The sequence below is a fragment of the Deltaproteobacteria bacterium genome (assembly GCA_019912665.1).
Classification (GTDB): Bacteria; Desulfobacterota; GWC2-55-46; order GWC2-55-46; family GWC2-55-46; genus UBA5799.
The window spans coordinates 173,700-199,287 of record JAIOIE010000018.1; the positions used below are offsets into that span (position 1 = coordinate 173,700).

Annotated in this window: 20 protein-coding genes and 2 tRNA genes; 2 read left to right on the forward strand and 20 right to left on the reverse strand. The window is 57.9% G+C overall.

The genetic code is table 11. The features are described from left to right. Window positions 1-1,782 carry a general secretion pathway protein GspD gene (locus K8I01_05235; protein MBZ0219816.1) on the reverse strand — a complete coding sequence of 594 codons (1,782 nt, stop codon included), beginning with the start codon at window positions 1,780-1,782 and terminating at the stop codon, window positions 1-3. 1,139 nt (window positions 1,783-2,921) lie between these two features. Between K8I01_05235 and K8I01_05240 the strand changes: the two genes are divergently transcribed. After that, a complete protein-coding gene (locus tag K8I01_05240; protein ID MBZ0219817.1) occupies window positions 2,922-3,380 on the forward strand; it encodes an ester cyclase in 459 nt (152 codons plus the stop codon). 170 nt (window positions 3,381-3,550) lie between these two features. Here the strand turns inward: K8I01_05240 and K8I01_05245 are convergent, their stop codons facing one another. After that, complete coding sequence (locus K8I01_05245; protein ID MBZ0219818.1) at window positions 3,551-4,483, reverse strand: DUF389 domain-containing protein; 933 nt, start codon at window positions 4,481-4,483, stop codon at window positions 3,551-3,553. A gap of 113 nt (window positions 4,484-4,596) precedes the next feature. Here K8I01_05245 and K8I01_05250 point away from each other — a divergent pair, with 113 nt between their 5' ends. Then, window positions 4,597-7,443, forward strand: a complete 2,847-nt coding sequence (locus K8I01_05250; GenBank protein ID MBZ0219819.1) for an N-6 DNA methylase — start codon at window positions 4,597-4,599, stop codon at window positions 7,441-7,443. A 55-nt stretch (window positions 7,444-7,498) separates the two neighbouring features. Here the strand turns inward: K8I01_05250 and K8I01_05255 are convergent. The 18 genes from K8I01_05255 to K8I01_05340 all read right to left on the reverse strand — a co-directional run bounded on the left by K8I01_05255 (window position 7,499) and on the right by K8I01_05340 (window position 25,582). Further along, window positions 7,499-7,575 (reverse strand) — tRNA-Pro (locus K8I01_05255). A 106-nt stretch (window positions 7,576-7,681) separates the two neighbouring features. After that, on the reverse strand, window positions 7,682-8,035 hold the full coding sequence (locus tag K8I01_05260; protein ID MBZ0219820.1) for a MerR family transcriptional regulator: 354 nt from the start codon (window positions 8,033-8,035) through the stop codon (window positions 7,682-7,684). 108 nt (window positions 8,036-8,143) lie between these two features. Next, entirely contained in the window at window positions 8,144-8,452 is a 309-nt protein-coding gene (locus tag K8I01_05265; protein ID MBZ0219821.1) for an integration host factor subunit alpha, read from the reverse strand. 43 nt (window positions 8,453-8,495) lie between these two features. Continuing rightward, window positions 8,496-10,883: a phenylalanine--tRNA ligase subunit beta gene (gene pheT, locus K8I01_05270; protein MBZ0219822.1), complete on the reverse strand. Its 2,388-nt coding sequence runs from the start codon at window positions 10,881-10,883 to the stop codon at window positions 8,496-8,498. A 122-nt stretch (window positions 10,884-11,005) separates the two neighbouring features. Further along, complete coding sequence (pheS, locus tag K8I01_05275) at window positions 11,006-12,022, reverse strand: phenylalanine--tRNA ligase subunit alpha (GenBank protein ID MBZ0219823.1); 1,017 nt, start codon at window positions 12,020-12,022, stop codon at window positions 11,006-11,008. After that, window positions 12,019-12,378, reverse strand: coding sequence for a 50S ribosomal protein L20 (gene rplT / locus K8I01_05280; GenBank protein ID MBZ0219824.1), 360 nt, complete (start codon window positions 12,376-12,378; stop codon window positions 12,019-12,021). The genes pheS and rplT overlap by 4 nt, the downstream gene beginning before the upstream one ends. A 114-nt stretch (window positions 12,379-12,492) precedes the next feature. Continuing rightward, window positions 12,493-12,690 (reverse strand): 50S ribosomal protein L35, encoded by a 198-nt coding sequence (rpmI, locus tag K8I01_05285; protein MBZ0219825.1) that lies wholly within the window; start codon window positions 12,688-12,690, stop codon window positions 12,493-12,495. A 6-nt stretch (window positions 12,691-12,696) separates the two neighbouring features. Beyond that, window positions 12,697-13,275 carry a translation initiation factor IF-3 gene (gene infC, locus K8I01_05290; GenBank protein ID MBZ0219826.1) on the reverse strand — a complete coding sequence of 193 codons (579 nt, stop codon included), beginning with the start codon at window positions 13,273-13,275 and terminating at the stop codon, window positions 12,697-12,699. Between the two features lie 82 nt (window positions 13,276-13,357). Then, window positions 13,358-15,286: a threonine--tRNA ligase gene (gene thrS / locus K8I01_05295; protein MBZ0219827.1), complete on the reverse strand. Its 1,929-nt coding sequence runs from the start codon at window positions 15,284-15,286 to the stop codon at window positions 13,358-13,360. A gap of 112 nt (window positions 15,287-15,398) precedes the next feature. Further along, window positions 15,399-15,473, reverse strand: a tRNA-Val gene (locus K8I01_05300). Window positions 15,474-15,781: 308 nt separating this feature from the next. Beyond that, a complete protein-coding gene (locus K8I01_05305) occupies window positions 15,782-18,604 on the reverse strand; it encodes a GAF domain-containing protein (GenBank protein MBZ0219828.1) in 2,823 nt (940 codons plus the stop codon). After that, complete coding sequence (locus K8I01_05310) at window positions 18,601-19,236, reverse strand: hypothetical protein (protein MBZ0219829.1); 636 nt, start codon at window positions 19,234-19,236, stop codon at window positions 18,601-18,603. The genes K8I01_05305 and K8I01_05310 overlap by 4 nt, the downstream gene beginning before the upstream one ends. 147 nt (window positions 19,237-19,383) lie before the next feature. Next, the gene (gene gspD, locus K8I01_05315) at window positions 19,384-21,627 is read right to left on the reverse strand and encodes a type II secretion system secretin GspD (GenBank protein MBZ0219830.1); all 2,244 of its coding nucleotides are present in this window, start codon (window positions 21,625-21,627) and stop codon (window positions 19,384-19,386) included. Next, complete coding sequence (locus K8I01_05320) at window positions 21,612-22,217, reverse strand: hypothetical protein (protein ID MBZ0219831.1); 606 nt, start codon at window positions 22,215-22,217, stop codon at window positions 21,612-21,614. Before K8I01_05320 ends, gspD begins: the two co-directional genes overlap by 16 nt. Next, the gene (locus K8I01_05325) at window positions 22,218-22,787 is read right to left on the reverse strand and encodes a type II secretion system protein M (GenBank protein ID MBZ0219832.1); all 570 of its coding nucleotides are present in this window, start codon (window positions 22,785-22,787) and stop codon (window positions 22,218-22,220) included. Continuing rightward, window positions 22,774-24,111: a PilN domain-containing protein gene (locus K8I01_05330; GenBank protein MBZ0219833.1), complete on the reverse strand. Its 1,338-nt coding sequence runs from the start codon at window positions 24,109-24,111 to the stop codon at window positions 22,774-22,776. The genes K8I01_05325 and K8I01_05330 overlap by 14 nt, the downstream gene beginning before the upstream one ends. Further along, complete coding sequence (locus K8I01_05335; GenBank protein ID MBZ0219834.1) at window positions 24,108-25,031, reverse strand: general secretion pathway protein GspK; 924 nt, start codon at window positions 25,029-25,031, stop codon at window positions 24,108-24,110. The genes K8I01_05330 and K8I01_05335 overlap by 4 nt, the downstream gene beginning before the upstream one ends. Next, window positions 25,028-25,582: a type II secretion system protein GspJ gene (locus K8I01_05340; protein MBZ0219835.1), complete on the reverse strand. Its 555-nt coding sequence runs from the start codon at window positions 25,580-25,582 to the stop codon at window positions 25,028-25,030. The genes K8I01_05335 and K8I01_05340 overlap by 4 nt, the downstream gene beginning before the upstream one ends. Window positions 25,583-25,588 lie beyond the last annotated feature (6 nt).

Consider the following 25,588-nt stretch of genomic DNA (forward strand, 5'->3'; position numbering starts at 1 on the left):
TTATTGCTGCAGAGGCGGAGGGCTGAAAGGCTGCTGCGGCTGAGTGAACTCCGGCATGGGCACAGGGACGGGACGGGAAGGCTCCTCTGGCGCGCTCTGCTCAGCTGAAAAACCTTCCAGGGCGGGCCTGGCCGAAGGGAACTCGTCCCTGCCCGACATGAATCCCCTGCCCGGCTCATCCGGCACTTCCAGCCTGCGTACCACATGGGGCGTGATGGAGAGGAGCACCTCCGTCTTCACCGAGCTGTCATCCACATTGGAGAAGAGCCTCCCCAGGAGTGGGACGTCGCCTATGAGCGGCAGCTTTGCAGTACTCTTCCTTTCCTCGTCGTTGATGAGGCCCCCGAATATCTGGGTCTCGCCGTCACGGAGGCGGAGCATCGTCTCGGTGTTCCTTGTGCCGATCTGGTACGCGACGGTCCCTGCGGACGTTACCGTTTTCGTGCCGAGGGAGCTTACTTCAAGGCCGAGCTTCAGGTCTACTTCGTCGCTCTGCCTTACGGTTGGCTCTACCGTGAGCTTAAGACCCACGTCCTGGTACTGGATGTTCTCGGAAGTAACGCCCTGGTTGACGGTCGTCGTAATTATCGGCACCCTGTCGCCTATGTGTATCCTGGCCTTTCCGTTGTTCTTGACCCTTATACGGGGATTAGCCAGTATGTTCGCGTCGAGGTCCTCTTTTTTTATGTTCAGGATGGCGCTTGGCAGGGTCACGAGGAGGTCGCCGCTTGAAAGCTTACCGAGCTCTCGGAGCGTAATGGAGCCCGCCGTGGTCGGGATGCTGGCGGTCAGGGCGTCAGGCGAGAGGTCGATCCCGAGATTCGAGGCCTTGGTCCTGTTTATCTCGAGGATACTTACCTCCAGCACAACCTCGGAATCCGCAAGGTCTATTGAGTCGAGCACCTTCTGCGCGAGGTCGATGACATCGGGCCTCGCCCTCACCATTATTGCGTTAAGCTCCTCATGCACCGCGATGTCCCGGGCCCTGAGCATCGTCTTAAGGAGGTTCACGGTCTTCTTCGCGTCGCTGTTCGAGAGATAGAAGACCTTTATCATGAGTTCCTCGTATTGGGCGATCTTCTGAGCGTTTGCCGGATAGATTATGATCGTGTTTTCGTTCACGACCTTCTTTCCGAGCTTGCTTGTCATGAGAAGCAGGTCCAGCGCCTGCTGGAAGGTGGCGTCCTTCAGGAAGACCGTAATCCGCTCATCCCTGACCTCGGAGTCGAACATGAAATTTATCCCCGAGAGCTTAGATACGACCTCAAAAGCCTTCTTTACGCCAGCCTCCCTGAACTCGAGGGTTATTGGAGCGGTCGACCTGATGCTGAGCTCAAAACCGTCCAGGACGAGCTTCTGCTGGCTCTTTAGCTTCTCAAGCTCCATGGCCGCGGCATGGTTTTCAGGGTTGAGGTCGATAGCCCGCTTGAATGCGGCCTTCGCGTCGCGCTCCTTTCCATTCGTAAGCGCCTCTAGCCCCTTCCCATAATAATAGAGGGAATCCATGACGCGGCGGGTCCGGTTCATGGAGGCGCGTGACTTCTCAAGCGACGGCTCAAGGAGAAGGGCGGCCTGGAACTCAAGTAGCGCGGCCTCATGATTGCCCTTCTCAAGGTGTTCCTCGCCTCTATGATGGTGTATCTGGGCGGCCTCGAACTTCGCCTTGTGATACTTGAGCCTGAAGCTTAGATCGGCTGGGTCCTTCTGATAGAGGTCGCGGTAGATAAGGACTGCCTCGTCCCACTGGCCTAAAGATGCCAGTTTATCAGCATCCCTCGCCATCAGCGCGGATGAACATCCGGTTGTCAAAACAAGGCTGATTATCAGCAGAGTCGCTTTGAACATCAAGTTTAACCAACTACAAAAAATTAGGTCCTCAAAAAAACTCAGTTTCATTCTATTTACCACATATTATAGTTCAAGTCTCTAATCCATATTTTCCCGTACGCCGCTCCTGTTGAAAAGGGCGTTTTGAGCTTAAGCCGCGCTATTGCACCGTTATGAAGTAGAGGGGGACCTTGCCATAAGACTCTACGATGCGGCCCTTTTGGCTCTCGTCAGGGGCTGCCTGAAGGCTGCTCAGCTCAAACGCGAGGGGGTCGCCTTTTGGATTTTGCGCCGTTTCCGCCCATGAATTCCCGGCGATAAAAACCAGGATGAAAATCCCCCAGAAAAGTCCGATACGCCAGCGTGCCATCGAATCCCCCATAAAACGAAAGAATTTGAGAAACAAAAAAGCCTTCACGGCAGGAATTGGATTCCCACCAGGAAGGCGCCATTGCCCTTAAATCCAGAAAGCCGCCATGACTTCTCGGTTTTTTTATTTTGAATACCTAGGGTTATTTGGAAAAAGCCGTTCTCGAAAAGCTGAGCTTATCGGCATATTGATCATACAAGATGCTGCGAATGGCATTCCGCCAAAATGACGGAAGGGTCCGCTTTTTTTTGGGGCAAGCCGGAATAAAGGCGTACCGTCTTATACATAATGCATCAAAATTTGTCAATACCGTTTTGCGCTCTTTTCACCTGCTTTCATAAAACACAAGCCGAACGTGAATACAATACAGAAGAGTTGAATAGATTTAATTCACCTATAAAAACAGCGTGATAGCATTGCATTGGAATGCCGGACATAACATGTTTGCTTCAAACTCTCCTGTCAGGCGACCTCATCGTGCCTTAAACGCAGCGATTAATCTGTGTTTACAGGTTTATCGCTTAATTATTACAGCACGCAGGGCTTTTTACGCGCTTTTAGCATCTGCCCCCGTCAGCTTTAATCCTGAAAACTCCGGAAAAGCCGGCCTTCTTGACGCTGCCATCGGCCCTGTGATACTTGAAATAGGACGAATTTGGTTCAAATTTTCTTTTTGCATGGTTTGCGCGAAAAATCCGCTACGCCATGCCCAAGGAGGTGCGACATGGAAGCCCGCAAGTTCAATATCGAGGACATAGAAGAGGAGAATCTTTCGAAGTTCGACGACCTGGACTACAACGTCTTTTCCGGCCAGAAATGGGACCAGTTCCGGAGGAGCCACCACAAGGACATTGTCGTGCACTGGCCCGACGGCCGCGAGACCAGGGGCCTCGACGTGCACATAAAGGACCTTAAGGAGATGTTCGTCTACGCGCCTGATACGCACATAAAGGAGCACCCCATAAGGATCGCCCAGGGCGAATTGACGGCCGTGATGGGCATAATGGAGGGCACCTTCTCAAAGCCGATGCCGGTCGGGAACGGCCAGACAATACAGCCGACCGGAAAGTCTTTCAGGCTTTCAATGGCGACCATCGGGCGCTGGAAGGACGGCGTGATGGTCGAGGAGTGGCTCTTCTGGGACAATAAGGCGTTCATGAAGCAGATAGGTCTTCTGGAGTAGGCCGAAAAACCAGCTTCTGGATGAACCACAGGCAGCAAGCCGCGGGGTATCGCACCCAAATCCCCTCCCCATTGACAGGGGAGGGTTTTATATCCTTCCTGTAGCAAACTACGGGAATTCTCAAGTTAAGCGCGGAATATCGATGCCGCTATTGCTACCAGGGCGGAAGGTCAGACAGCCATTTTCCTGCGGTGCACATGGAAGCGTTTCCATAAGAAAACCGGCATGGATACCGAGACCACGAGAGCGGCCTCGATCGCCCAGCGGATGAGCGCCTTCCAGGCTGTAACCCAGTCTCCCGCGACTACTCCCATGCTCACGAGCGCGGCCGTGGGGATAAGCGCAAGCCCGATCATCACGCCGGCAGTAAGTATCGAGCGGTGCGAGGCTATGAGGATCGCGCCGGCCGCGCTTGCCGCCGCGGAAATGATCAGCGACGAAAAAGACGGCGTAGTCCAGTACGAGACAAGCCTCCCGGCCCCGATGTAATATTCGCCTCCTGAAAGAAGCGTCGCGCCCTTTACGCCGATCGTTATCGCGCCCAGGAACGCGCCCGCAAGGAGGGCCGCGTATCCGAGCGCCACGCTCCTTAGCCCCCGCCTCCATGCGCCGGACCTTGCGACGATCCCGAGAGTTATGCGGATAAAAGGCTCGAACCCCGGCGCAATGACCATTGCCGCAAGGACGAGGTGGAGCGTGCCGGTCGAGATCCCCGCGGCGGTAATGAAACCCGCTATGGCCATGAGGCCCAGCACATTCGGCGTGGGGCTGGACTCGCTTACGAGCGTTGCTTCCATCTCCTCCCATGCGGCCTCGCTCGAATCGCGCACCACCTCGTGATTGAAATCCCTTGAAATGACGCTTACGGGCACGCTCGATGAAATGTGAGCGTCCGGGCCGCCCGTCAGGCCGTGCTCGTCAAGAAGGCGCATCAGGTCGGGCAGATTCCGGTTCAAAACCTCTATGGATAGCGCGTCTCCCGGCGGTTTTATGCTCGAGGCGCGGCTCGCCTGGACGCTCATCACCCCCTTGGCCGCGAGCAGGGCCTTTAGAAGGGCATTAGTTTTATCCGGAGAGAGGATTATGTTGATTCGTCGGGCCATTTCATCCTGCCTTGTTCAGGTGCTTTTATGATTATACCCGAGCAAAGCCGCCCATCTGGGCATCGCTTCCTATTCTCTTCAAAAAGCCTTCATTCCATGTTACATTGTGCCCCATGCCGCTATCCTTAAATGAGATAAAAGACCGCGCGCTCGCCTTTTCTCGCGAATGGACTGGGGAACGCTCGGAAAAGGCCGAGGCGCAGACCTTCTGGAACGAGTTCTTCAATGTCTTCGGCGTCTCGAGGAGGCGTATCGCCAGCTTCGAGGAGCCGGTGCGCCGCGCGCGCACAAAATTCGAGGCCAAAGGGGGCCGGGGCGGGTTCATAGACCTCTTCTGGCGCGGGATGCTCATCGCCGAGCACAAGTCCCTGGGCCGCGACCTCGACTCTGCCTACAAGCAGGCGCTCGAGTATTTCGACGGGCTCGCCGAGCGCGACCTCCCGCGCTATATCATCGTCTCGGACTTCGCGCGCATACGTCTTTACGACCTCGATTCCGGGACGCAGGACGAGTTCCCCCTTAAAGACCTCTACCGGAACGTCAGGCTTTTCGGGTTTATCGCCGGGTATACCACGCAGCGGATAACGGCGCAGGACCCGGTCAACATAAAGGCCGCGGAGCGCATGGGCAAGCTCCACGACCGCCTCCGCTCCGCCGGGTACACCGGGCACGCCCTTGAGGTGCTCCTTGTCCGCCTCCTCTTCTGCCTTTTCGCGGAGGACACGTCCCTTTTCGAGCCGCGCGGCTCGTTCCGCGACTTCCTTGAGAACAGCACGCGCGAGGACGGCTCAGACCTCGGGCCCCGGCTCATGCATCTTTTCCAGGTGCTCAACACCCCTGAAAACAGCCGCCAGTCGAACCTCGACGAGGCCCTCGCGGCCTTCCCGTACGTGAACGGCAAATTATTCGAGGAGGCTCTGCCCATCCCGGCCTGCGACAGCGCCATGCGGGACCTCCTTCTCGACTGCTGCGCGCTCGACTGGGGGAAGATTTCCCCCGCCATCTTCGGCGCTCTCTTCCAGTGCGTAATGGACGAGGAGGGCTCGGCCCGCCGCCGGAACCTCGGCGCGCACTATACGAGCGAGGAGAACATCCTTAAGCTCATAAACCCGCTCTTCCTCGACGGCCTCCGGGCCGAGTTCGACTCCGCGAAGCGGAGCGCGAACAAGCTGTTCACGCTCCTTAAAAAGATATCGGGGCTCAAGCTCCTCGACCCGGCCTGCGGGTGCGGCAACTTCCTCGTCATAGCTTACAGGGAACTAAGGGAGCTTGAGCTTGAGATACTCAGGGCCGCGCGCGCTACCGGCCAGAGGCACCTCGACATATTCCAGCTCGTTCAGGTGAACGTAAACCAGTTCCACGGCATCGAGATAGAGGAGTTCCCGGCCCAGATTGCGCAGGTGGCGCTCTGGCTCACCGACCACCAGATGAACATGAAAGTCTCGGAGGAGTTCGGGCAGTATTTCCGGAGGCTCCCTCTAATCGACTCTGCCGAGATACGCTGCGGCAACGCCCTCCGCATGGACTGGAACGAGGTCATATCAGCGGAACAGGTGGATTACATTCTCGGCAACCCGCCGTTTGTGGGGAAAAAGGAACAAAGTAATGAACAAAAATCGGACATGTCTCTTGTCTTTTCAGGGATTAAGGGAACTGGCGTCCTCGATTATGTTTCGGCATGGTATCTAAAGGCGGTGAAGTATATCCGGGGAGACGAAAAAACAAACGATACACTTGAATCCATAGCAGGAGCGCACAAACCGCCGAGGGACAGGGTAAAGGCCGCGTTTGTCTCTACCAACTCCATCACGCAGGGCGAGCAGGTCGGCGTGCTGTGGACTGAGCTCCTCAGGCTCGGGGTCAAGATCCATTTCGCCCACCGCACCTTTCAATGGAGCAACGAGGCGCGCGGCAAGGCCGCCGTGCATTGCGTGATAATCGGCTTTGCCCTGCACGATACTTACCATAAAGTCATTTACGATTATGAAAGCATCAGGGGCGATGCGCATGCGCTGGAGGCGAAAAATATAAACCCCTATATTGTAGATGCGCCGGACATGGTCCTGCCTTCCAGACGCAGCCCGATCTGTAATGTACCGGAAATAATGGAAGGAAGCGCCCTAATCGACGATGGCCACTTTTTATTGTCCGAAAAAGACCGCGATTCCTTGCTGAAGCAATATCCTTTCATTTCCCAATGGATAAGGCCCTTTGTATGGGGTGACGGGTTCATCAACAACGAGAAACGTTTTTGTTTCTGGCTAAATGACGCCGATGTAACATTGCTTCGCTCGGTAAAGCCCGTTATAGAACGCATAGAAGCTGTCAAAGAGTTTCGCACCGCGAGTAACAGGCCGGCAACAAAGGCGTTAGCCTTGACACCTACATTGTTTGGAGAAATCAGGCAACCGACAAAAAAATACATATTTCTCCCGAAGACCTCATCTGAGCGACGCGCCTATATACCCATCGGGTTTCTTTCCCCAAGTAACGTGTTGAATAATACGAGCCTGGCAATCGAAGGAGGCACCCTCTTCCACTTCGGCGTGCTGTCTTCAGTGATGCACATGGCCTGGATGCGTTATGTGGCAGGTCGCCTGAAAAACGATTATCGCTATTCCGGCCAGATCGTCTATAACAACTTCCCCTGGCCGGACGCGCCCGCTGAGAAGCAGAAGGCGGCAATAGAGGCCGCCGCTCAGGGGGTGTTGGACGCGCGCGCGGCCCACCCCGAGGCCTCGCTCGCGGACCTCTACGACCCCATAGCCATGCCGCCGGACCTGAGGCGCGCCCACCAGGCCCTTGACAGGGCCGTTGACGCGGCCTACGGCAAAAAGGGCTTCTCATCAGACGCCGAGCGGGTCGCCTTCCTCTTCGAGCTTTATCACAAGTACACGAGCCTCTTCCCTGCCCCGGCCAAGCCTAAAAAACGGAAGAAACTTACACCGTCCTTCGCCTGAGCAAGCCTGAAAATAAAAGAAGGGCCTATCCGTTCGGATCGGCCCTTCTTTATTCTGGTCGGGGCGAGAGGATTCGAACCTCCGACCACTAGCACCCCATGCTAGTGCGCTACCAGGCTGCGCTACGCCCCGAAAATCGTTTCAATTTTTAAGGGGGCCTGCGGCCCCCGTACGATTCAGACAGATAATCTTAGCACACAGTTTCAAGCCTTTCCAGAAAAAACCCCGGGGAATTTCCTCAGGCCAGCATCTTTCTTATGGACGCAAGCTCCTTCTGGATGGCCTTCAACGCGCCGTGGACCTTCTTTTCCGAAAATACCAGGTCGAGCTGCTTGGCGCGCTCGGCCTGTATCTCCTTGATCTTCTTCTTCGCCCCTTCGAGCGTGAAGCCTTCCTTGTAAAGAAGCCGCTTTATGTCGAGGATCAGCTCGATGTCCCGCCTGCTATAGACCCTCTGCTTGGTGAGGGACTTCTTCGGGCTTATTATCCTGAACTCGCTCTCCCAGTACCTGAGGACGTAGGGCTTTACTTTAGTAATGCTTGCGACTTCGCCGATCTTGAAATAGAGCTTTTCCGGTATCTGCGTCATCAGGGCCTACGGGGGTTCTCTTCAACTGGGTATCGCGAAAGCTTTCGTGCGCTCACGTTCACGCGGCCTTCGGGCCGCGGCTCAAAAACCGCTTGGAAACGAGCTCTACGGCTATACTGCCGCTGTCGGCGTCTGTGCCGGGGCGCCCTGGTTTATGGCCTTCTTAAGGAGCTGGCTCGCCTTGAAGGTCATGACCCTGCGCTCTTCTATGGTGATTTCGCTGCCGGTCTGGGGGTTTCTGCCCCTCCTGGCCCTCTTCTGGCGGATGGTAAAATTGCCGAAGCCGGAGATCTTGACCTTCTCGCCACTCTCAAGCGTGGTCTTGATGGTCTCGAAAATCTCCTCGATTACGGTGGATACGTCCTTCTTTGAAAAGCCTACCTTCTCGAAGACAATCTCTACGATATCCGCCTTGGTCATGGTAAAACCTCCTCTTAAAAGCGGGACTGAATGGTGAGCATCATCATGAAACCCGGATTTCCGCCTTGAACCTCTCGGAAAGCATCTTTAGTACCTTGCCGTGCGTGTCTTCGACTTCCTGGTCGGTAAGGGTCCTCTCCCTTGACCTGTAGGTAACGCGGACCGCGAGACTCCTTGTACCGGAAGGTATGTTCCGGCCATAGTATACATCAAACAATTCAACCGTTTCAATAGTTTTCAGGTCAATTTTTCTGATAGCTTCGTAGATGTCCCCGAACGGCACGTCTTCGGAGAGGATGAAGGCTATGTCCCTTGCCGACTCCGGAAACCTGGGGAGTTCCCTGTATTTTTTCCCCTTGCCGGACGATTTCTCGATGGGCTCGATCTCCAGCTCGAAAACGTAAGCCGGCTTCCGGAGGCCGTAGCGGCCCCAGAGGTCCGGGTGCAGCTCGCCTAAAATTCCGGCGTGCTTGCCGCTGATTTTAAGGGCGGCGGTCTTACCCGGATGGAGGAGCGGGTGCCCTGCGGCTTCGAAACGTGCCCCTTCGACCCCCAGCCCTTCGAGCATGCGCTCAATAACCCCTTTTACATCAAAGAAATCGACCGTGTCCTTCGGATAGCTCCATCCCGGCTCGTAGCGGTTTCCGTAGAGGAGCCCCGCTATCTTCCATGTTTCACCGGGCAGGCCGTCGCCGGGAACGAACGCCGGGGCTATCTCGAATATCCTCAAGTCCTCGCGCTTCCACGCGAGGTTCCGGGCCATGTTCTCAAGAAGCGACGGAATGAGGCCCGTCCTCATGACCGTCTGCTCCTCGGTGAGCGGGTTAAGAAGCTCGACACCCTTCACCGCTTCCCCCCCGGCCATGGCGAATAGATCCCTTGAGATGAAGCTATAGTTCATGACCTCGGTGAACCCGGAGCCGGAGAGGAGGCTTCTTATGCTTCGCCTTAGGGCCGTAGGCTCCCCGGTCTCGCCAGGGGAAACGGCCGCTATCGGCAGTGTCGTCGGTATATTATTATATCCGAAAATCCTGGCGACCTCCTCCATGAGGTCTATCTCGGTCGTCAGGTCCATCCTGTAGGACGGCGGGGCCGCGCTTATTACTCCCGGCGATGTTTCGCGGGCCGATATGCCGAGCCTGCCCAGGATATTCAGCGCCTCTTCAGTCCTGACGCCAACGCCGAGTATCCTGGAGGCCCTTTCGGTCCTGAAGGTTATCCCGGCCGGTGCATACTTTCCCGGATATATGTCTATGGAGCCTTTGGCGGCCTGTCCTCCGGCGAGCTTGAGGACAAGGCTCGCGGCCATGTCCAGCGCCCTCGTGACCCCTTCGATATCGACCCCCCTCTCGAACCTGTAGGAGGATTCGGTCGAGAGGGCGTGTTTCCTTGAAGCCCTCCTTACGCTCGAAGGCTCGAACCACGCGCTCTCGATGAGGATGCGCTTCGTGGAGCCGGTCACTTCGCTTCCGCTCCCGCCCATTACGCCGGCAAGGGCGACCGGGCCTTTGGAGTCGGCTATGACGAGCATCGAGGCGTCGAGGTTACGGGTCTTGCCGTCTATAGTCTCGATAGTCTCGCCTTCCCTGGCGGGCCTTACATTTATTACGGCCCCGTTCAATTTATCAAGGTCGAATGCGTGGAGGGGCTGGCCTGTCTCAAGGAGGACGAGGTTCGTAACATCCACGACATTATTTATCGACCTTACGCCGTGGGCTTCGAGCCTTGCCTTTATATCATCGGGCGAGGGGCCTATCTGAACGCCCTCGACCACCCTTGCCGCGTACCTCCTGCAGGGCGCGTCTTTTTCGATGGAGACGGAGGCGCACTCCCCTATGGGCCTACCGGCCTCGTCTACCTTGAACTCCTTGTCCTTGAAGGCGGCTCCGGTGACTGCGGCCGCCTCCCTCGCCATGCCCCTTATGGAGAGGAGGTCCGCCCTGTTCGGGGTTATCCCGGCCTCCATCATGAAATCAGCGCCCAATATCGTCCGGAAGTCCACGCCGAGAGGCGCGTCCTCCGGAAGGATCATTATACCCTCTGAGGTGTCCTTTAGCCCGAGCTCCACCTCGGAGCACATCATGCCCTGCGATTCCACACCCCGTATCTTGGACTTCTTTATCTTGAAGCCGCCCGGAAGCTCCGCGCCGGGTAGCGCCAGGGCGACCTTGTCGCCGGGCTTCATGTTCTTCGCGCCGCAAACGATGGAAAGCTCTTCCTTATCGGTCCTCACCTTGCAGAGCGAGAGCTTATCGGCGTTCGGGTGCTTCTCGCACTCCAGGACCTGGGCCGTCACGACGTTAGTGAACCCGGCTCCGATTTCCGTGACCGACTCTATCTCAGTGCCGGTCATGGTGAGCCTTTCCGCCAGCTCGCGAGCAGGGGGCGCGCCTTCGAGATACTCCTTAAGCCAGTTATAGCTGAAAAGCATTCTCTTACCTTTTAGGCTGCTGAAAAACCCTTGAATGCGTCGTGAGCTTTTTCCGCAGCCTGAATGATATTTTGAGTCAACTTATCTATGTAAGATATTGATTCGGAAAGGAAATACCCGGACTAAAACTGCTCCAGGAACCTCATGTCGTTCTCGAAGAGGAGCCTCAAATCGCCGATTCCGAATTTCAGCATAGCGACCCTCTCCACGCCCAAACCGAAGGCAAAGCCGGTGTATTCCTCCGGGTCGTAGCCCACGGCCCTGAAGACGTTCGGGTGTATCATCCCCGCGCCCAGTATCTCGAGCCAGCCCGTACCCTTGCAGACCCTGCAGCCGTTGCCGCCGCAGATGACGCACCTTATGTCCACCTCCGCGCCGGGCTCGACGAACGGGAAGAAGCTCGGGCGGAACCTTACGGCTGTCTGGCCGAAGAGCCTTTCGAGGAAGAGCGTAAGCACTGCTTTCAAATTTGCGAATGATATGTCCCTGTCCACCATAAAACCCTCTATCTGGTGGAACATCGGGGAATGTGTAAGGTCGGAGTCCCTGCGGTATACCGTGCCGGGGGCGATCACCCTCAATGGCGGACGGCACTTCTCCATGACCCGTATCTGGACCGGGGACGTATGTGTGCGGAGCACCACCTCGTCCGAGACGAAGAAGGTGTCCTGCATATCCCTTGCGGGATGGTCCTTGGGGAAGTTCAGGGCCTCGAAGTTGTAGTAATCGAGCTCGACCTCAGGGCCCTCGGCTATGTCGAAGCCCAGGCCCGTGAAGATGTCCTCGATCTCGTCGGTTATCTGGGTTACGGGATGGAGCTTTCCGGGGCGGATGAACCTGCCGGGAAGGGTTATGTCGACCCGTTCCTTTTCGAGCCTTTCCCTCTTCTCGCTTTCATCGAGGGACGAAAGCGCCTTGTCGAAGGCCTCCTCGAGCCGGGTCTTCAAATTGTTGATGGCTTCCCCGGCCTTTTTCCTCTCTTCAGGCGGAAGGGAGCCGAGGCCCTTCAGAAGCTCCGCTACCTCTCCCTTCCTCCCGAGATACCTGTTCCTGGCCTCCCGGAGGGCCTCCCTTTCGGAGGAGGCCCTTGAAAGCTCATCGAGGGCCTCCCTTTCGAGGTCTTCGACTCTCCGGCTCATGCAGCTAGGCTGGTCTTGGCAATCTCGACGACCTTGGTGAAGCCGGCCGGGTCTTTTACGGCCATGTCGGCCAGGGTCTTCCTGTCGATCTCGACGTTTGCCCGGAGAAGCCCGTTCATCAAGCGGCTGTAGGTGATGTCGTTCATCCTGGCCGCCGCGTTTATCCTGGCTATCCAGAGGCTCCTTATCTCCCTCTTCTTGGTCCTCCTGTGCGCGTACGCGTACACGAGGGCCCTGTCCACGGCCTCCGTCGCTATGCGGTAGAGCTTTCCGCGGCCGGCCCTGTAGCCCTTGGCGGCCTTTAGTACCTTCTTCCTCTTCTTCTTGGCGTTGACGCCTCTTTTGACCCTCGGCATAACTGCTCCTTGACTGGTAATTTCATGCGGCGGTGCGATTGCATACCGACCTACGGCCCTGCGCCCGCCTTTATTCGTTATCGGCCCTGCCGCTTTCAAGCAGGGCGAAGCCCCTTAGCCGTAAGGCAGGAGCTTCTTTATCGAGTCCTCGTGCGTGCCGGAGATGAGGTCGGATTTCCTGAGCACCCTCTTGGCCTTGCTGGCCTTGCTCGTGAGGATGTGCCTCATGCCGGATTTCATCCTCTTGACCTTGCCTGTGCCGGTTATCTTGAACCTCTTCGCGGCACCCTTGTTCGTCTTAAGCTTGGGCATTGCCTTCTATTCCTCCTGTGTCCTGGCCCCTGCGTCCTGGGCCGTTTCCGTCTTTACCGGCTTCTCGGCCTTCTGCGGGGCCGGCGCCAATATCATGCTCATGTTCCGGCCCTCGAGCCTGGGCGACGACTCGATGACCGCCAGGTCCTTGACCTCTTCGGCCACCCTCTTGAGCATCCCCATGCCGAGCTCCGTATGCGTTATCTCGCGGCCCCTGAAGATGATGGTGACCTTTACCTTGTCGCCCTCGCTCAGGAACCTCTTTATGTTCCGGAGCTTGAACTGGAAATCGTGCTCCCCGGTCTTGCCCCGGAGCTTCATCTCCTTGATGCTGATGACGGTCTGCTTCTTCTTGGCTTCCTTGGCCTTCTTGCTCGTCTGGTACTTGAACTTGCCGTAGTCCATTATGCGGCAGACCGGCGGGACCGCGGTCGGGGCCACCTCTACGAGGTCGAGCCCGACGCTCTCGGCTGCCGCGAGCGCGTCCCTCGTGGCCATGACCCCGAGCTGGTTGCCCTCGGCGTCAATTACCCTGACCTGCGGGACCCTTATCATCCTGTTTATTCTCGTGGTATCCTTTGCTATGAAAAATCACCCCCTAACTATTTCGGGCCTGTGCTGCTTTAACGCATTGAAAAATCAGTAAGCCGGGAAGCTTCCCTCCCGGTCAGCCCGCCTGAACCGCGGGCCTGTTCTCGGCCTTTATGACAGTAAGGAACTCCTCTATTGTCATCGGCGGAAGAGTTGCCCCTCCCCGGAGTCTCGGGGATACCTGCCTCGACTCGGTCTCCTTGTCGCCTATGACGAGCTGGTAGGGGACCTTCCGTAGCTGCGCCTCTCTCACCTTGAAGCCGAGCTTCTCGTTTCTTATGTCGAGCTCCGCCCTTATGCCCTCGGCCTTGAGCCTCTTATGGACCTCGCCGGCGAAGTCGTCGTTCCTTTCGGTCACGGTCAGGACTATCGCCTGGACCGGCGCGAGCCAGACCGGGAAAGCGCCGGCATAGTGCTCTACAAGGCAGCCGAAGAAACGTTCAAGCGACCCCATGAGCGCCCTGTGTATCATTATGGGCCTGCTCTCGCCGCCATTCTCGTCCCTGTACGTGACGTCGAACCTCTCGGGAAGGTTGAAGTCGACCTGTATGGTCGAGCACTGCCATGCCCTTCCGAGGACATCCTTTATCTTTATGTCTATCTTCGGGCCGTAGAAGACCCCCTCGCCCGGGTCTATGCTGTATTTCAATCCCTGGGATTCGAGCGCGCCCTTAAGGGCGGACTCGGCCTTCGCCCAGTTCTCGAGGCTCCCGACGTACTTCTCGGGCCTGGTGCTCAAGTATATATCAAATTCGCTGAATCCAAAAGAATTTAATACAAAAAGGGTAAATTTCAGGACCCCCTTTATCTCGTCCTCGAGCTGATTCGGGGTCATGAATATGTGCGCGTCGTCCTGGGTGAAGCCCCTGACCCTCAAAAGCCCGTGCAGAGCGCCGGAGCGCTCGTATCTGTATACCGTGCCGAGCTCCGCGTAGCGTATGGGCAGGTCCCTGTAGCTACGGAGCTGGCTCTTGTATATGCTTATGTGGAACGGGCAGTTCATGGGCTTGACTATATAGTCCTGCCCCTCGACGTCCATGGGAGAAAAGAGGCTCTCCCTGTAGAAATCCCAGTGCCCGCTCGTCTTCCAGAGGCCCACCTGCGCTATATGCGGGGTGTATATTATCGAGTAATCGGCCTTTACGTGCTCGGCCTTCCAGAAGTCCTCGATGAGCCTTCTGACTGTAGCGCCGTTCGGGTGCCAGAGGACCAGGCCCGAGCCTATGTCCTCCCCGGTCGAGAAAAGGTCCAGCTCTTTCCCGAGCTTCCTGTGGTCCCTCCTCTTCGCCTCCTCGAGCCTCTCAAGATGCGCCTTAAGGTCCTCTTTCCTGGCGAAGGCCGTGCCGTAGACCCTCTGGAGCATCTTCCTTTTCTCGTCGCCCCTCCAATAGGCCCCGGCGGCGCCGGTGAGCTTAAAGGCCTTTATCCAGCCCGTGGAGGGGAGGTGCGGCCCCCTGCAGAGGTCCACGAAACCCGAGTGCCTGTAAAGGCTCACCTCGCCCTCGGGAAGCTCCCGTATTATCTCTTCCTTGTATATCTCGCCCATTCCGGAGAAGAGCTTCAAGGCCTCTTCCCTGGAAACCGCCTCCCTCGTGAACGGGTGGTCGCCCTTAATTATCTCCCCCATCCTCTTTTCGATCTTCTCGATGTCCTCGGGGGTGAAGGGCCGGTCGACTTCGAAATCGTAGTAGAAGCCGTCCTCGATGGCCGGGCCTATCGCTATCCTGGCCTCTTTATAAAGCGACTTCACGGCCTCTGCCATGACGTGCGCGGCGGAGTGGCGTAGCACCTCAAGACCATCGGGAGAATCGAGAGTCACGGGCTCGACCTTCAGGGCCCCGTTCCCGGATCCGAGAGGGGACTTAAGGTCCTTTGCCGCGCCGTCCACCCTGGCTGCCACGGTCTTTTTCAGAAGGTCCCTGTCATGGGCCTTCAGGACCTCGAAGAGGCTCGCCTCTGGGGCGAATTCCAACTCGTCACCGGTCGGGAAAATCACTTTTGCCATCAAAAACCTATGCCCGGCTCCGTTTCTGTGAAATCAACAAAAGGCACCACCCGCCACAAACGGCAATGTAATAGCGTCTGCCGCCGTGGTGCATGATACCTTGGATAGCAAATGGTAGGCACGGGCGGTTTCGAACCGCCGACCTCTACCGTGTCAAGGTAGCGCTCTACCCCTGAGCTACGCGCCTATGGAATTCCCAGCTTTCAACAGTCCTGAATGAAGCCTGCAAGGCGTCCCTGAAGCCGGCCTATCCAGGACAGAACCTCCCCGGGCCTCGGAGCGAATCCGGGGGGGAAATGAACATAGAACCTGAATATATAAACATTTTTAAAGATTTTGTCAAGACAGATTATGGCCGCAAGGCCCTTCCATAATCCGTCCTTGAGATTCGCCTTATATATTAACAAAAACGGTACATCCGATAAACCATTTTATTCCGGCCCGCGGACCTGGATTCAGATTATATTCAAGGTATTTTGCCGCAGGCTGCCATTTTCAAAGGGCGCTGCCCCCCTCGCCCTCGCCAGGAAAAGCGGCCTTCGGGATGGTGAAATGGAAACTTGAGCCCGCTCCAGGCTCAGACTCCACCCATATGCGTCCTTCGTGCCTCTCGACCACTTTCTTTGATATCGCAAGCCCAAGGCCGGTCCCAGGGTACTCCGGCCCGTGGAGCCGCTGGAAGAGGTCGAATACCTTGTCCAGATGCGCCGGATCTATCCCTATCCCGTTATCGGCCACGGTGAAGACCCATTCATTTTCCCCCTCCACGGCAAAGACCCGTATCTCCGGCCTCCGGGTCTTGTCACGGAACTTCATCGCGTTCGCCAGAAGGTTCTGGAAGACCTGCGAGAGCTGGACCGGGTCTGCCATTACCCTCGGTAGCTCGCCCTTATCAATAACCGCCCGCGACTCCCTTATCGCGACCGTGAGGTTTTCGAGGACTTCCTCAAGCACCTTTCCGGTGTCGACCGGCTCGAAAGGCCGCGCCTGGGTCGTCACGCGCGAATATTCGAGGAGGTCGTCTATTATCCTCTGCATCCTGACCGCCCCGGAAGAGGCGAACGCTATCCGTTTCCTGGCTTCCTCGTCGAGGCTTCCCGCGTACTTCCTCTCGATAAGCCTCAGGTACCCGTCTATCATCCTGAGCGGCTCTTTCAGGTCATGTGAAACGATATACGCGAAATTCTGAAGCTCGGCGTTGCTCCTTTCAAGCTCCTTTGCGTAGGACCTCGTCTCCCTGAAGAGGCGGGCGATGGATATGGCGAGCGCGGCCCTGTCCGCGAGGTCCTGGAGAAGGAGCATCTCCGTCGGGGTGAACGATTCGCCCTTCTTCGGCCTGAAGCATGCGATGAGCCCGATGACCCTCCCCTCGGAGCGGAGCGGCGTTACGAGCGCGCTAGTTATCCCGAGGCGCTCCATCACCGTGCGGTATTCGGGCCGGATGGTCTTCCATATCTCCTCTGGCGACCCGAAAGAGAGTTGCCGGCCCTCGCTCACCACCCTGCCGCCGACCCCCTTGTCGGAACGCTGCGGGTTGGCGGCTATGAACTCCTTAAGCTCCTCCCGGAGCCCCTTTTCCACGTGATAGACCGCGACCGGCTCGAGCCATTTCCCGTCCGCTGAAAGGAGCCTTATGATGCAGGGCACCCTCATGAGGTCTCCTATGTACTTCGCTATCGTGTCCAGCACGCCCTGATAGTCGGTCACCACATTGGCCATCGCGTCCGAGAGCTCGGAGAGCGCCCTGGACCCCTCGGCCTCCCTCCTCACTTCTTCCGCCCTCTTAAGCTCGGTAATATCCAGCATGGTCCCTGAGATGACATCCCTCAGGACGGTCGCGCTCATGAGAATTGTCTTCGCCTCCCCTGTCCTCGTAAGCATCTCGACCTCAAGGGCCTCGACGCTCCCCGTTTCACTGAGCATCTTTAGGAACTCCTCCCTTGCAGCCGGGTCCCTGTATCTCTGGAGCGACCCCTCCCGCATCATCTCCTCGGCCGAGTCGAAATCGAATATCCGGGCGAGGGCAGCGTTCGCGAAGAGCAGGTCGCCTTCGAAGTTCGACCTGAATATTCCGGCTAGCGAGGTGTCGACCAGGTTCCTGTACTTGGTCTCGGAGAGCCTCAGGGCCTCTATCGCCCGTATCCTTTCAGCCGTTTCCCTGGCGAGTTCGTCCCTTGAGGCGGTAACTTTCTTCAGGTCCCCGGCCATCTTGTCGAAGGACCTTGAGAGCGCGGCCAGCTCGTCTCGACCGGCAATCCCGACCCTGTAGTCGAGGTTGCCGGTCGCGAACTCCTCCGCGCCTTTCCTGAGCTCGTCTATCGGCCTCGTGATCGCGAGCGCGGTGGAATAGGATATGAATATCGCAACCACGGCCACGCTCAAGCCGACCAGCAGGATTATGTAGTTCACGTATTTAAGCGGTGCTACGGCATAGGACTCATCCTGCTCGACGACGAGCGCCCACCTGGGCCCGTCCTGGATATTCATGCACTCGGACGCGCCCCAGACGTTTTTCCCGATCTTGTCGACCCACATGCCGAATGCGTCATTCGACCTGGCCAGGCATTCCTCGACCGGGAAGGACGAGACCCTTTCCGAAAGCGGCGCGATCTCCGGCGCCTTCCTCGAGCTCGTGAGAAGGAGCCCCTCCTGGTTCACAATGAAGATATCGACCCCGGCCCGACTTTCTATTTCTGACGGCTCGTCGCCGAGCCGTTCGAGCCTTTCGCCGGTCACAAGCTCGTCCGCAAGGGTTATGCTGTACCCGTTCATCAGCACCCCCACCACCTCTCCGCCGCTCCTTACGGGCGCGGATACCGGTATGTAATAATGGGGCCGTCCGGCATGGTAATGGAGGCTCGCGTCCTGTATGTTGCTCTTTTGAAGTCCGGTCCTGAAATAGGGTTCCTCGCTCTCGTCCCTGCCGATGAACCCGGGGTCCGTGCTAGCGACGACCCTCCCTGAAAGGTCAAACAGGTGTATCTCTATTATCTCCTCATCCAGGGGGCGTTTCTCCGCGTTGAGATACTCTCCGAGAGACCTCCCTTCTCTCGATATTTCAGCCGTTCCCATCCCGCGCATACTCGCGAGCGTCCCGGCGATAATGCTGTCCGATGCGAAGATCTCAACCCTTTCCTTTTTGGTCTGCAGAAACTCCAGGAGTTGTGCTTTTTTCACTACGGCAATTGAGCCCAGGGTTGAGAGGGTGTTCCTTTCTATGTACCTTCTGCCGTTCTCGAGAAGCAAAAGCCCTATGAAAACGGCCGGTATGAGCGAAAAGGCGAGGAATATGATTATCAGCCGGGCCTTTATGCTCATCTCCGCGCCCCCGGTATGATGAAAAGGCAAATCCCGATCAAGACAAATAATATTGAGGTCGGGATTGCCATCGCGCCGCTTAAGCCAGGGAAGAAAAAATAGAGACGCGGCATATCGAGAAGATAGCCCATGAGAGCGGAAAGGCCCGTAAGCGCGATAAATGCGCCGAAGGACCTGAACCACCAGGGGAGGACCCTTTGCCTGAAGAGCACGGCTATGGCAAGGGCCGAAATCAGTATGAAATCCAGCATGGTCGCTATGGAAGGCACGCCAGGCACCTCGGTCATGACCGCGGACGGGTCCTCCATTACGAACAGGGCCTCTACCCCGGCCTCAAGGCCGAATAACGCTGAAGCGAGGAGCGTGGACATGAGAAGAAGTATTACGAGGGTCGAAATCGGGAGCGCCACCTGCGCCCCGGACATCTCGCCTCTGGCAGCTTCGGAAAAATAGTAAAGGACCACTCCGCTAAGGAGGAACGAGAGGGCGGTAGAGAACTTCATTGTCACGTAGCCGGGGGCCAGCGTCTTCAAAAATTCCACTCCCAGCCACCAGGCTGACATCTCGATGAGGCCGCCCGCCGCGACCACGATTGATATGGCCTTTGCCGCCCTGAGCCTGTCGATGCCCATCACCTCTCCTTATACAGTCTCCGTGTCTCCAGGTTCGGCCGCCTCCAATATAAAAAGACTGTATGCAGACCGTTTTGTCAATGGCCGCAAACAAAAAAGCCCGCCTGATGGCGGGCCTTTACCGTTCCGGATTTTACGGCTCAGCTCCTATTCCCCTTCCCTCAGCTGTTTCTTAAGGGCCGGGAGCTTGTCCCTGAACTCGCGCGTTGCCAAGTCCGCGTCCCCCGGCCCGGTCACAACAGTGGGCTTTATAAGTATCACTAGCTCTGTCTTGCTCTTGGAGTTGCTGCTGAATTTGAACAGATTGCCGATTATGGGGACCCTGCTCAAGACCGGTATCCCGTTCGAGGAGGAATCGAACCTCTCCTGTATAAGCCCCCCGATTACGAGCGTTTCCTTGTCTGATGCCACGACCGAGGTCTCGGCCTCCCTCTTCGTGAAGGAAGGGTAGGTGGCGTTCCCTATCACCCTGTCCGTGGACCTGTCGCTCACCTCCTGCCTGATGGTCATGGCGACCTTGCCGGCCTCGGTTATGTAAGGCACGACCGTGAGTATCACGCCTGTCTTCCTGTACTCGATATTCTGGATTATCCCCGCGGTGCCGGTTACGGCGTTCTGGGTCGACTGGGTAGAGACCGGCTCGTCGCTCCCTACGTTTATGGACGCCTTCTCGTAGTTCTTTACCATGATATGGGGGTTGCTCAGTATGTCCACCTTGCCCTCGGAGGCAAGGGCCTGTATGGCGGCGAAGAACCTGCTCGCGTCGGTTGCGAGGACAGAGAGCCCGGAAGGAGCCGCCGCGCCTATGGGAGGGATTATCGAGGCCCTGGGGTCGGCAAGCGTAGCGCCGGGGACAATCCCGGTATTCTGCTGAATGTTTGCCTCGCCGGAAAGGAGCGACCACTGGATGCCGAACCGTGTGCTCTCATCGAGCTTTATCTCCGCGATGAGCGCCTCTATAAGCACCTGCTTAGGAATTTTATCCAGCTCATTCAGAGTGCCGAGTATCTTGAGGTACTCTCCCTGGGGTGCGTGTATGATTAGCGCGTTGGCGGGCTCATATAAGAATATCCGGGCCCGTTCGCCCGCATTTACGGAGTCGCGGGCCTGCGCTGGCTGGGCCGCGGCTACAGGGGCTGAGACAGGGGAAGCCGTGCCGAAGGCTCCGGGCCGGGACGAAGCGCCGCCTCCGTAGACCTCCTCGAGTATGGCCATCAGGCTCAAGGCCCTGTCGTTCCTGGCGTAATAGATGTGAATCGAAGACGACCCGGCCGGGGCCGCGGTATCGAGCCGGCTTATCCACCCGGTCACGGAATCCATGAGCTCCTTGCCGGAAGAAAGGACGATGAGGCTGTTAAGCCGTTCAAGCGGCACGACCGCAAGCTGCGCATCCTCCCTCCCGATGCCGATGGCCGAGAGGATCTCAATGAGCTCGCCGTGCAGCATTCTTACGTCCGCGTTCCTGACAGGGACCATCGCTATCTCCACCCGCTCGAATGCGTCCACGTCGAGGTTCTTTATGAGCTCTATCATCCCCCTGCCCCTAGCCGCCCCCTCGGTTATCACTAGGGTATTGGACCTGGGGAGCGACGTTATGCTCCCGGCGCTCGAGAGCATGGGCTTAAGGACGGCAAGCATGTCGTTGGCAGATATGAAATCAAGCGGCACGATGAGGGTCGTAAGACCGCTTACAAGGTTTATTTCCCCTGGGTCCTTGCCGCTCAGGATGCTCCCTGGGTGCTGCCGTCCGCCCGAGGCGGGGATTATCTTGTAGTATTCCCCGGATTTCACGGCCGAGAGGCCGTTCACCTCCAGTATCGATTCGAGTATGGCGAGCATGTCTTCGCGCCGTACCGGCCTCACGGTCTCGACCGATACCCTGGCGTTTATCCCCGGAGCGATGATGAAGTTCTCGCCAGTTAGCTCGCCTATGGTACGGAGCACCTCCCTAAGGCCCGCGTCGTTGAAGTTAAGCATTGCGGTGCCGGTTACCGGCCGCAATGCCCTGGCCGACCGGAGCTCACGGACCGGGCCCGACTGGCCAAGGGGACGAAGCCCTTGATGAATTTCGGGGCTCTCGATTGAATTATCTAAAGAACTCTCGGATGACGGTACCCTTCCATCGGAAGCCTCCTCCGGATTAAGCTCTTGGAAATGGACCTGGTCCGCCGAAGTCTCCTTTCCGGGGGCCTCGTTCGGAAGGATGCCGCGCTCTTCCCGTATGGGCGCTATTGTGACCTCGTCCGATATAAACGAGGGGCTTGTGGGCCTTTCCTCCCCATGCGAGAGGCCCGGGAAAAGGAGCGCTCCTAAGAGCGCGAGCGAACAAGCGAGGCCACAGGGGAACGGCCCTGTGCCAGAATCCCTGTTTTCCCTCATTTGCCGGTCCATTCGTTCACGCCGTTCTCTTCCATTTCATTTTCTCTTTCTCCTTTTCCGGCGGCTGGCATATCAGATGGAACGCCTGCTCTGGGTACGGCAGGCGAAACATTTTTTACCGGCCCTGTGCGGACCTGCCAAGGCCTCCAGTCTGCCGCGGGGTTTCGCCCGGTTGACATTCTTGCTGAAAGCACATCGTTCCCACGCCTAAGGATGACCGTGTCCCTCGTTATGTCCACTATGACGAAGTCCTCTATTTGGTCGCCCACCCTGTAAGTCCCTGAGCCGGAAGAGACGCCCTGCCAGCTGAGCATCGCTACTCCCCCGGTATCGAGTAACACGGTCCCGGTGAGAGTTATCTCGGGAGCGGGCCTTTTGGCCGGCGCAAGGGACCCCGGCTTCGGATTGGGCCCTGGTTTTGGCGGCTCGGGTTTTTTCCTGGACGGCCTGAAAAGGTCCTTCTCCACTATTACGCCCAAATTCCCGCCCCCGCCTTTGCGGATTGCCGCCTCGGCCCCGGCACTCGACGGCTCCCGGGCGAAAACGAACGCAGTGAGCGCCGCAAGGGCTAAAACGGCGCTTGAGTACGGCCGCGCCCGCATTCAGCCCGCAAGCTCCACTTTCCTTATGACGCCCTCGACCACGAGCGAGACGTCGAGCCTGCCAGGCTCGCGCTCTCCCCTTGACCTGATCCTTACCGACCTTACTCCCATTGCCAGACGGGAGCCCTTCATATCCGAAAGGAGCTCCTTCAATTCCGAAATACCAGCCCTGAACCGGAACTCAACCGGCACGCCCACGTACCTCCCCCTGTCAACGTACTTCAGGGCGCGCTCGGAAATTATCCGTATCCCGCTCCTTGCGGAATAGTCCCTGAACGCGCTCTGGAGGTGCGCGGCCCCGAGCGAAGTCGTTCCGGGAAGAAGCCCCTCTTCGAGCCTTTGAAGCTCCCCCCTCTTTTTCTCCACAAGCTCCTCCAGCTCGTCGGCGCGGTCGACAAGGTCGGCCCAGATGACAAGCTCCCCGCTCCTCAACCGGGCCTCCTCTTTCATGCCGGAGTAATACTTGTAAACCGAGCCCGCGGCCAGGAACGCGATAAGCGACGCGGCCAAAAGGTATATCGCCGAAGGCACTTTTCCGGCCCCGGACCGGAGCCTGTCACCTCCGCGCATTGGCCTCTGCCCCGGTCGGGTTATTGATCTTGAACCGTATCCTGAAACGCTCTTTTCCGTCCGGCCCCGCTGTGACCGGGCCTTCGAACTCGAGCTCGCTACCGAGCCCGGAGCGCTCGAGCGCCATGAAAAGCCCTGAGGCCTTTCCGGAAGCCCCCTCGACCGCTATCGTCTTCCTGTCGTATTCCATTCCGGTCAGATAGGTGTCGGACGGAGTGGCCTCGGTAAGCCTCTTTAATATTTCCAGGAACCCGGGGTCGCCCTCTCCCCTGACCTCCCGGAAGACCCTTATGTCCGCCTCTATGGCGGAAAGAGCGGCGGTAAGCGCCTGGGCCCTGCCCCTCTCAGGCCCGAGCTCGGCCAGCGCCCTGTTGAGCTTCCTTAATGTGAGCGCTTCGTTCACGAGAAAGAACGCGGGAAGGAGAAGCGCGAGCCCCAGCGCCCCGCCTGCCGCCGTCAGGGCCGCGCCCCTGACCTTAAGCGCGCCATTTCCTTTCGGCGCAAGGTCGGCGGACCTGGCTTTTCCATCGAAAAGGAGGAGTGCGGCGCCGAACGAAACGGACACCGCAGGCGCTTCATTGTATTCAGTAACCTCAAGCCCCATGCGCCGGGCCGCCTCCCGCGCCTGCGGCATATCCTCGCCTGCCTCGCATACGATTAAACAGCGGATCAGCTTGCCTTCCATAGCTGTCGAGGCGAACCTCAACTCCCTCTCGTATGCGTCCGGCCCAGCGGCTTTGAAGGAGCGGGAATAGCACGGCCTTCCGGGCCTGGCCCATGCGATTATCTGAACCCCGTCCTCCTTTATCGCAAGCAAAGCGGCTCCATCAGGAGGAGAAATGCCTGAATGGGAGAGCGCCTTCACGACGGCCCTCTCCGCGGTAGTCACAAACGGCAGGTTCAGCCCGGCGCTTTCAAGCGCCTTAATCGTCATCTCGACCGTCTCCGAAGGCGCTGCGGAAAAAAGCACCAGCTGCCCCTCAGGCCGGGACTCGAGTATTTCGCATGTGTATGCCCATCCGGACGGGTCGGAAGGCAGGTGCTTCTCAAGCTCAAAGGCCAGCACCCCACGGACCGAATCCTTCTCGGCTGGAGGCAGTTCTATCGTCCTTGAGACATAACTGCCAGTCGTAAGCGCAACAGAGACCCTAAGGCCCAGAAGGCGTTTACTCTCCGCATACTCCTTTAACCCGGCCGCCCTCTCCTCAATGCTACCATCCAGCGTAAAGGCCCTTTCAGCCCTTAACCCCGAGGCCCCCCTCTTTACATGAAATGCCTTCCAGTGACGCTTCCCCGCCTCTATGCCTATGGCGTTCAGTATCAACGGTATCCGACCCCGTGCTCGCGCCAGGAGATGAAGACGGCATCCTTTCCGCCGGGCTTCTTCGCTATGGCGGCCTCTATCGTGTATCGGATGCCGCCCTTTTCGCCGGTCGAGGTCACAAGGAAGAATTCAGAGGTGACGAGCCCGCCGTGCAACCTGATAATAATGGGGCCTTCGGTCTTTCTCTTCAGAAGGATTTCGTTCGCCACCCCTTCGCCGTAAACGGCCGAAAGCACCGTTTCGCCCGCGGTATTGAGGTTGAGCTTCCCGTCCCCGTGCACGGTCACGAGCCTTCCGATGCCGCTTTCGCCGCCCGCACCATAGAAAATCTCCCTGCTTACGCCCTTCACGAGCAGCAGCTCTTCAATGAAATCGAACGGGCCGTCTTTTGAGCCGTAGGGGAAAGGCAAGGAGCCGTAATAATCGTCCTCGGCGCCGTTCAGGTGAAAGTCGCTGTTTTCGTCCCGCCAGTCGATTATGGAATCGCTTATCGCGTCCCTCGCGGGCTTGTCAGCTCCGGAGAGGCGCAGAAGCTCGTCTATTACGCCCATAGGGGCCGTGTTCAGGTTTACCTTGGCCCGCTCGTCTTCTATCCTGTATGAGACCGTCCCTTCTCCGAGCTGGAAATCCCTTTTCGAAGGAAGCGGAAGGAAGCCGTCGGCCGTCTTCTCAAGGAACACGAGCCCGGCCTCGTTCGATGCCACTATTTCGTAATCAGCCGAGACCTCGGTAGCCGCCATGTACACCCCTGCCACTGCGAGCGCCCAGGCCGAGGCCTCGTCCTCGAAACTCGATGTCGCCGCGCTTTCAATCCTCATCGTGTACACGAACCCAGGCGCTATGAGGAACATGAGCGCAAGGAGCCAGAGCACCAGCACGAGGGACAGGCCGCTTTCGCCTGAAACGCGGGCGGCCTTCAATCACCTGCCCCGCTGCCTTTCCCGGCCATGAGCGCCGTCTCGAATGAGACCGGATCGCCGGTATTTCCTGAAAGCGTCACTCTCACCATTTCAGGGAGCTTCTTCATGAGGGCCGCGTCCCAGTCGTTACGCCACGCGCCGTCCCCGAAATAGGCGAACTCCAGGGCCGCGGCAGCGCCGGCCACGACAGAGCGCTTTCCCGCCCCGTCCGCAAGCGGAAGCGTTGTTTCTTCCAGCAGGAGCCCCTCCCCTGAGACCGAATACCGTAAAAGCATTGCGCCGCCCCAGGACACGTCAGGAGAAGCGGTCCTTCCCGAGGTGACGAAGGCGAGGCTTTCCGGTGCGCCCAGGAAAAGGATGTTCCCGTCCTCGTCCCTGTAGGGGTAAGCGGACGCGAGCGCCTTCCTCATCTCGCCCGAGAGATACCTTTTCATGAACGCCTCTTCTGCCGCCCTGTCACCGCTCTCCCATACCCCGAGTCCGAACCTGAGGGCTGCAAGGGCGGTAAGGGCGATTACCGCGACGACCGAGATCGAAATGAGGACCTCCAAAAGGGT

What these genes read in the sequence shown, in the direction of transcription:
- K8I01_05245 (MBZ0219818.1), bottom strand. Translation starts at nt 4,483, where the DNA reads ATGGCCCGACGAATCAACATAATCCTCTCTCCGGATAAAACTAATGCC.
- K8I01_05305 (MBZ0219828.1), bottom strand. Translation starts at nt 18,604, where the DNA reads ATGAGCATAAAGGCCCGGCTGATAATCATATTCCTCGCCTTTTCGCTC.
- K8I01_05240 (MBZ0219817.1), top strand. Translation starts at nt 2,922, where the DNA reads ATGGAAGCCCGCAAGTTCAATATCGAGGACATAGAAGAGGAGAATCTT.
- K8I01_05325 (MBZ0219832.1), bottom strand. Translation starts at nt 22,787, where the DNA reads ATGCGCGGAGGTGACAGGCTCCGGTCCGGGGCCGGAAAAGTGCCTTCG.
- pheT (MBZ0219822.1), bottom strand. Translation starts at nt 10,883, where the DNA reads ATGCTTTTCAGCTATAACTGGCTTAAGGAGTATCTCGAAGGCGCGCCC.
- pheS (MBZ0219823.1), bottom strand. Translation starts at nt 12,022, where the DNA reads ATGAGCCGGAGAGTCGAAGACCTCGAAAGGGAGGCCCTCGATGAGCTT.
- K8I01_05235 (MBZ0219816.1), bottom strand. Translation starts at nt 1,782, where the DNA reads ATGGCGAGGGATGCTGATAAACTGGCATCTTTAGGCCAGTGGGACGAG.
- K8I01_05250 (MBZ0219819.1), top strand. Translation starts at nt 4,597, where the DNA reads ATGCCGCTATCCTTAAATGAGATAAAAGACCGCGCGCTCGCCTTTTCT.
- thrS (MBZ0219827.1), bottom strand. Translation starts at nt 15,286, where the DNA reads ATGGCAAAAGTGATTTTCCCGACCGGTGACGAGTTGGAATTCGCCCCA.
- rplT (MBZ0219824.1), bottom strand. Translation starts at nt 12,378, where the DNA reads ATGCCGAGGGTCAAAAGAGGCGTCAACGCCAAGAAGAAGAGGAAGAAG.
- K8I01_05265 (MBZ0219821.1), bottom strand. Translation starts at nt 8,452, where the DNA reads ATGACCAAGGCGGATATCGTAGAGATTGTCTTCGAGAAGGTAGGCTTT.
- K8I01_05320 (MBZ0219831.1), bottom strand. Translation starts at nt 22,217, where the DNA reads ATGCGGGCGCGGCCGTACTCAAGCGCCGTTTTAGCCCTTGCGGCGCTC.
- rpmI (MBZ0219825.1), bottom strand. Translation starts at nt 12,690, where the DNA reads ATGCCCAAGCTTAAGACGAACAAGGGTGCCGCGAAGAGGTTCAAGATA.
- gspD (MBZ0219830.1), bottom strand. Translation starts at nt 21,627, where the DNA reads ATGGACCGGCAAATGAGGGAAAACAGGGATTCTGGCACAGGGCCGTTC.
- K8I01_05310 (MBZ0219829.1), bottom strand. Translation starts at nt 19,236, where the DNA reads ATGGGCATCGACAGGCTCAGGGCGGCAAAGGCCATATCAATCGTGGTC.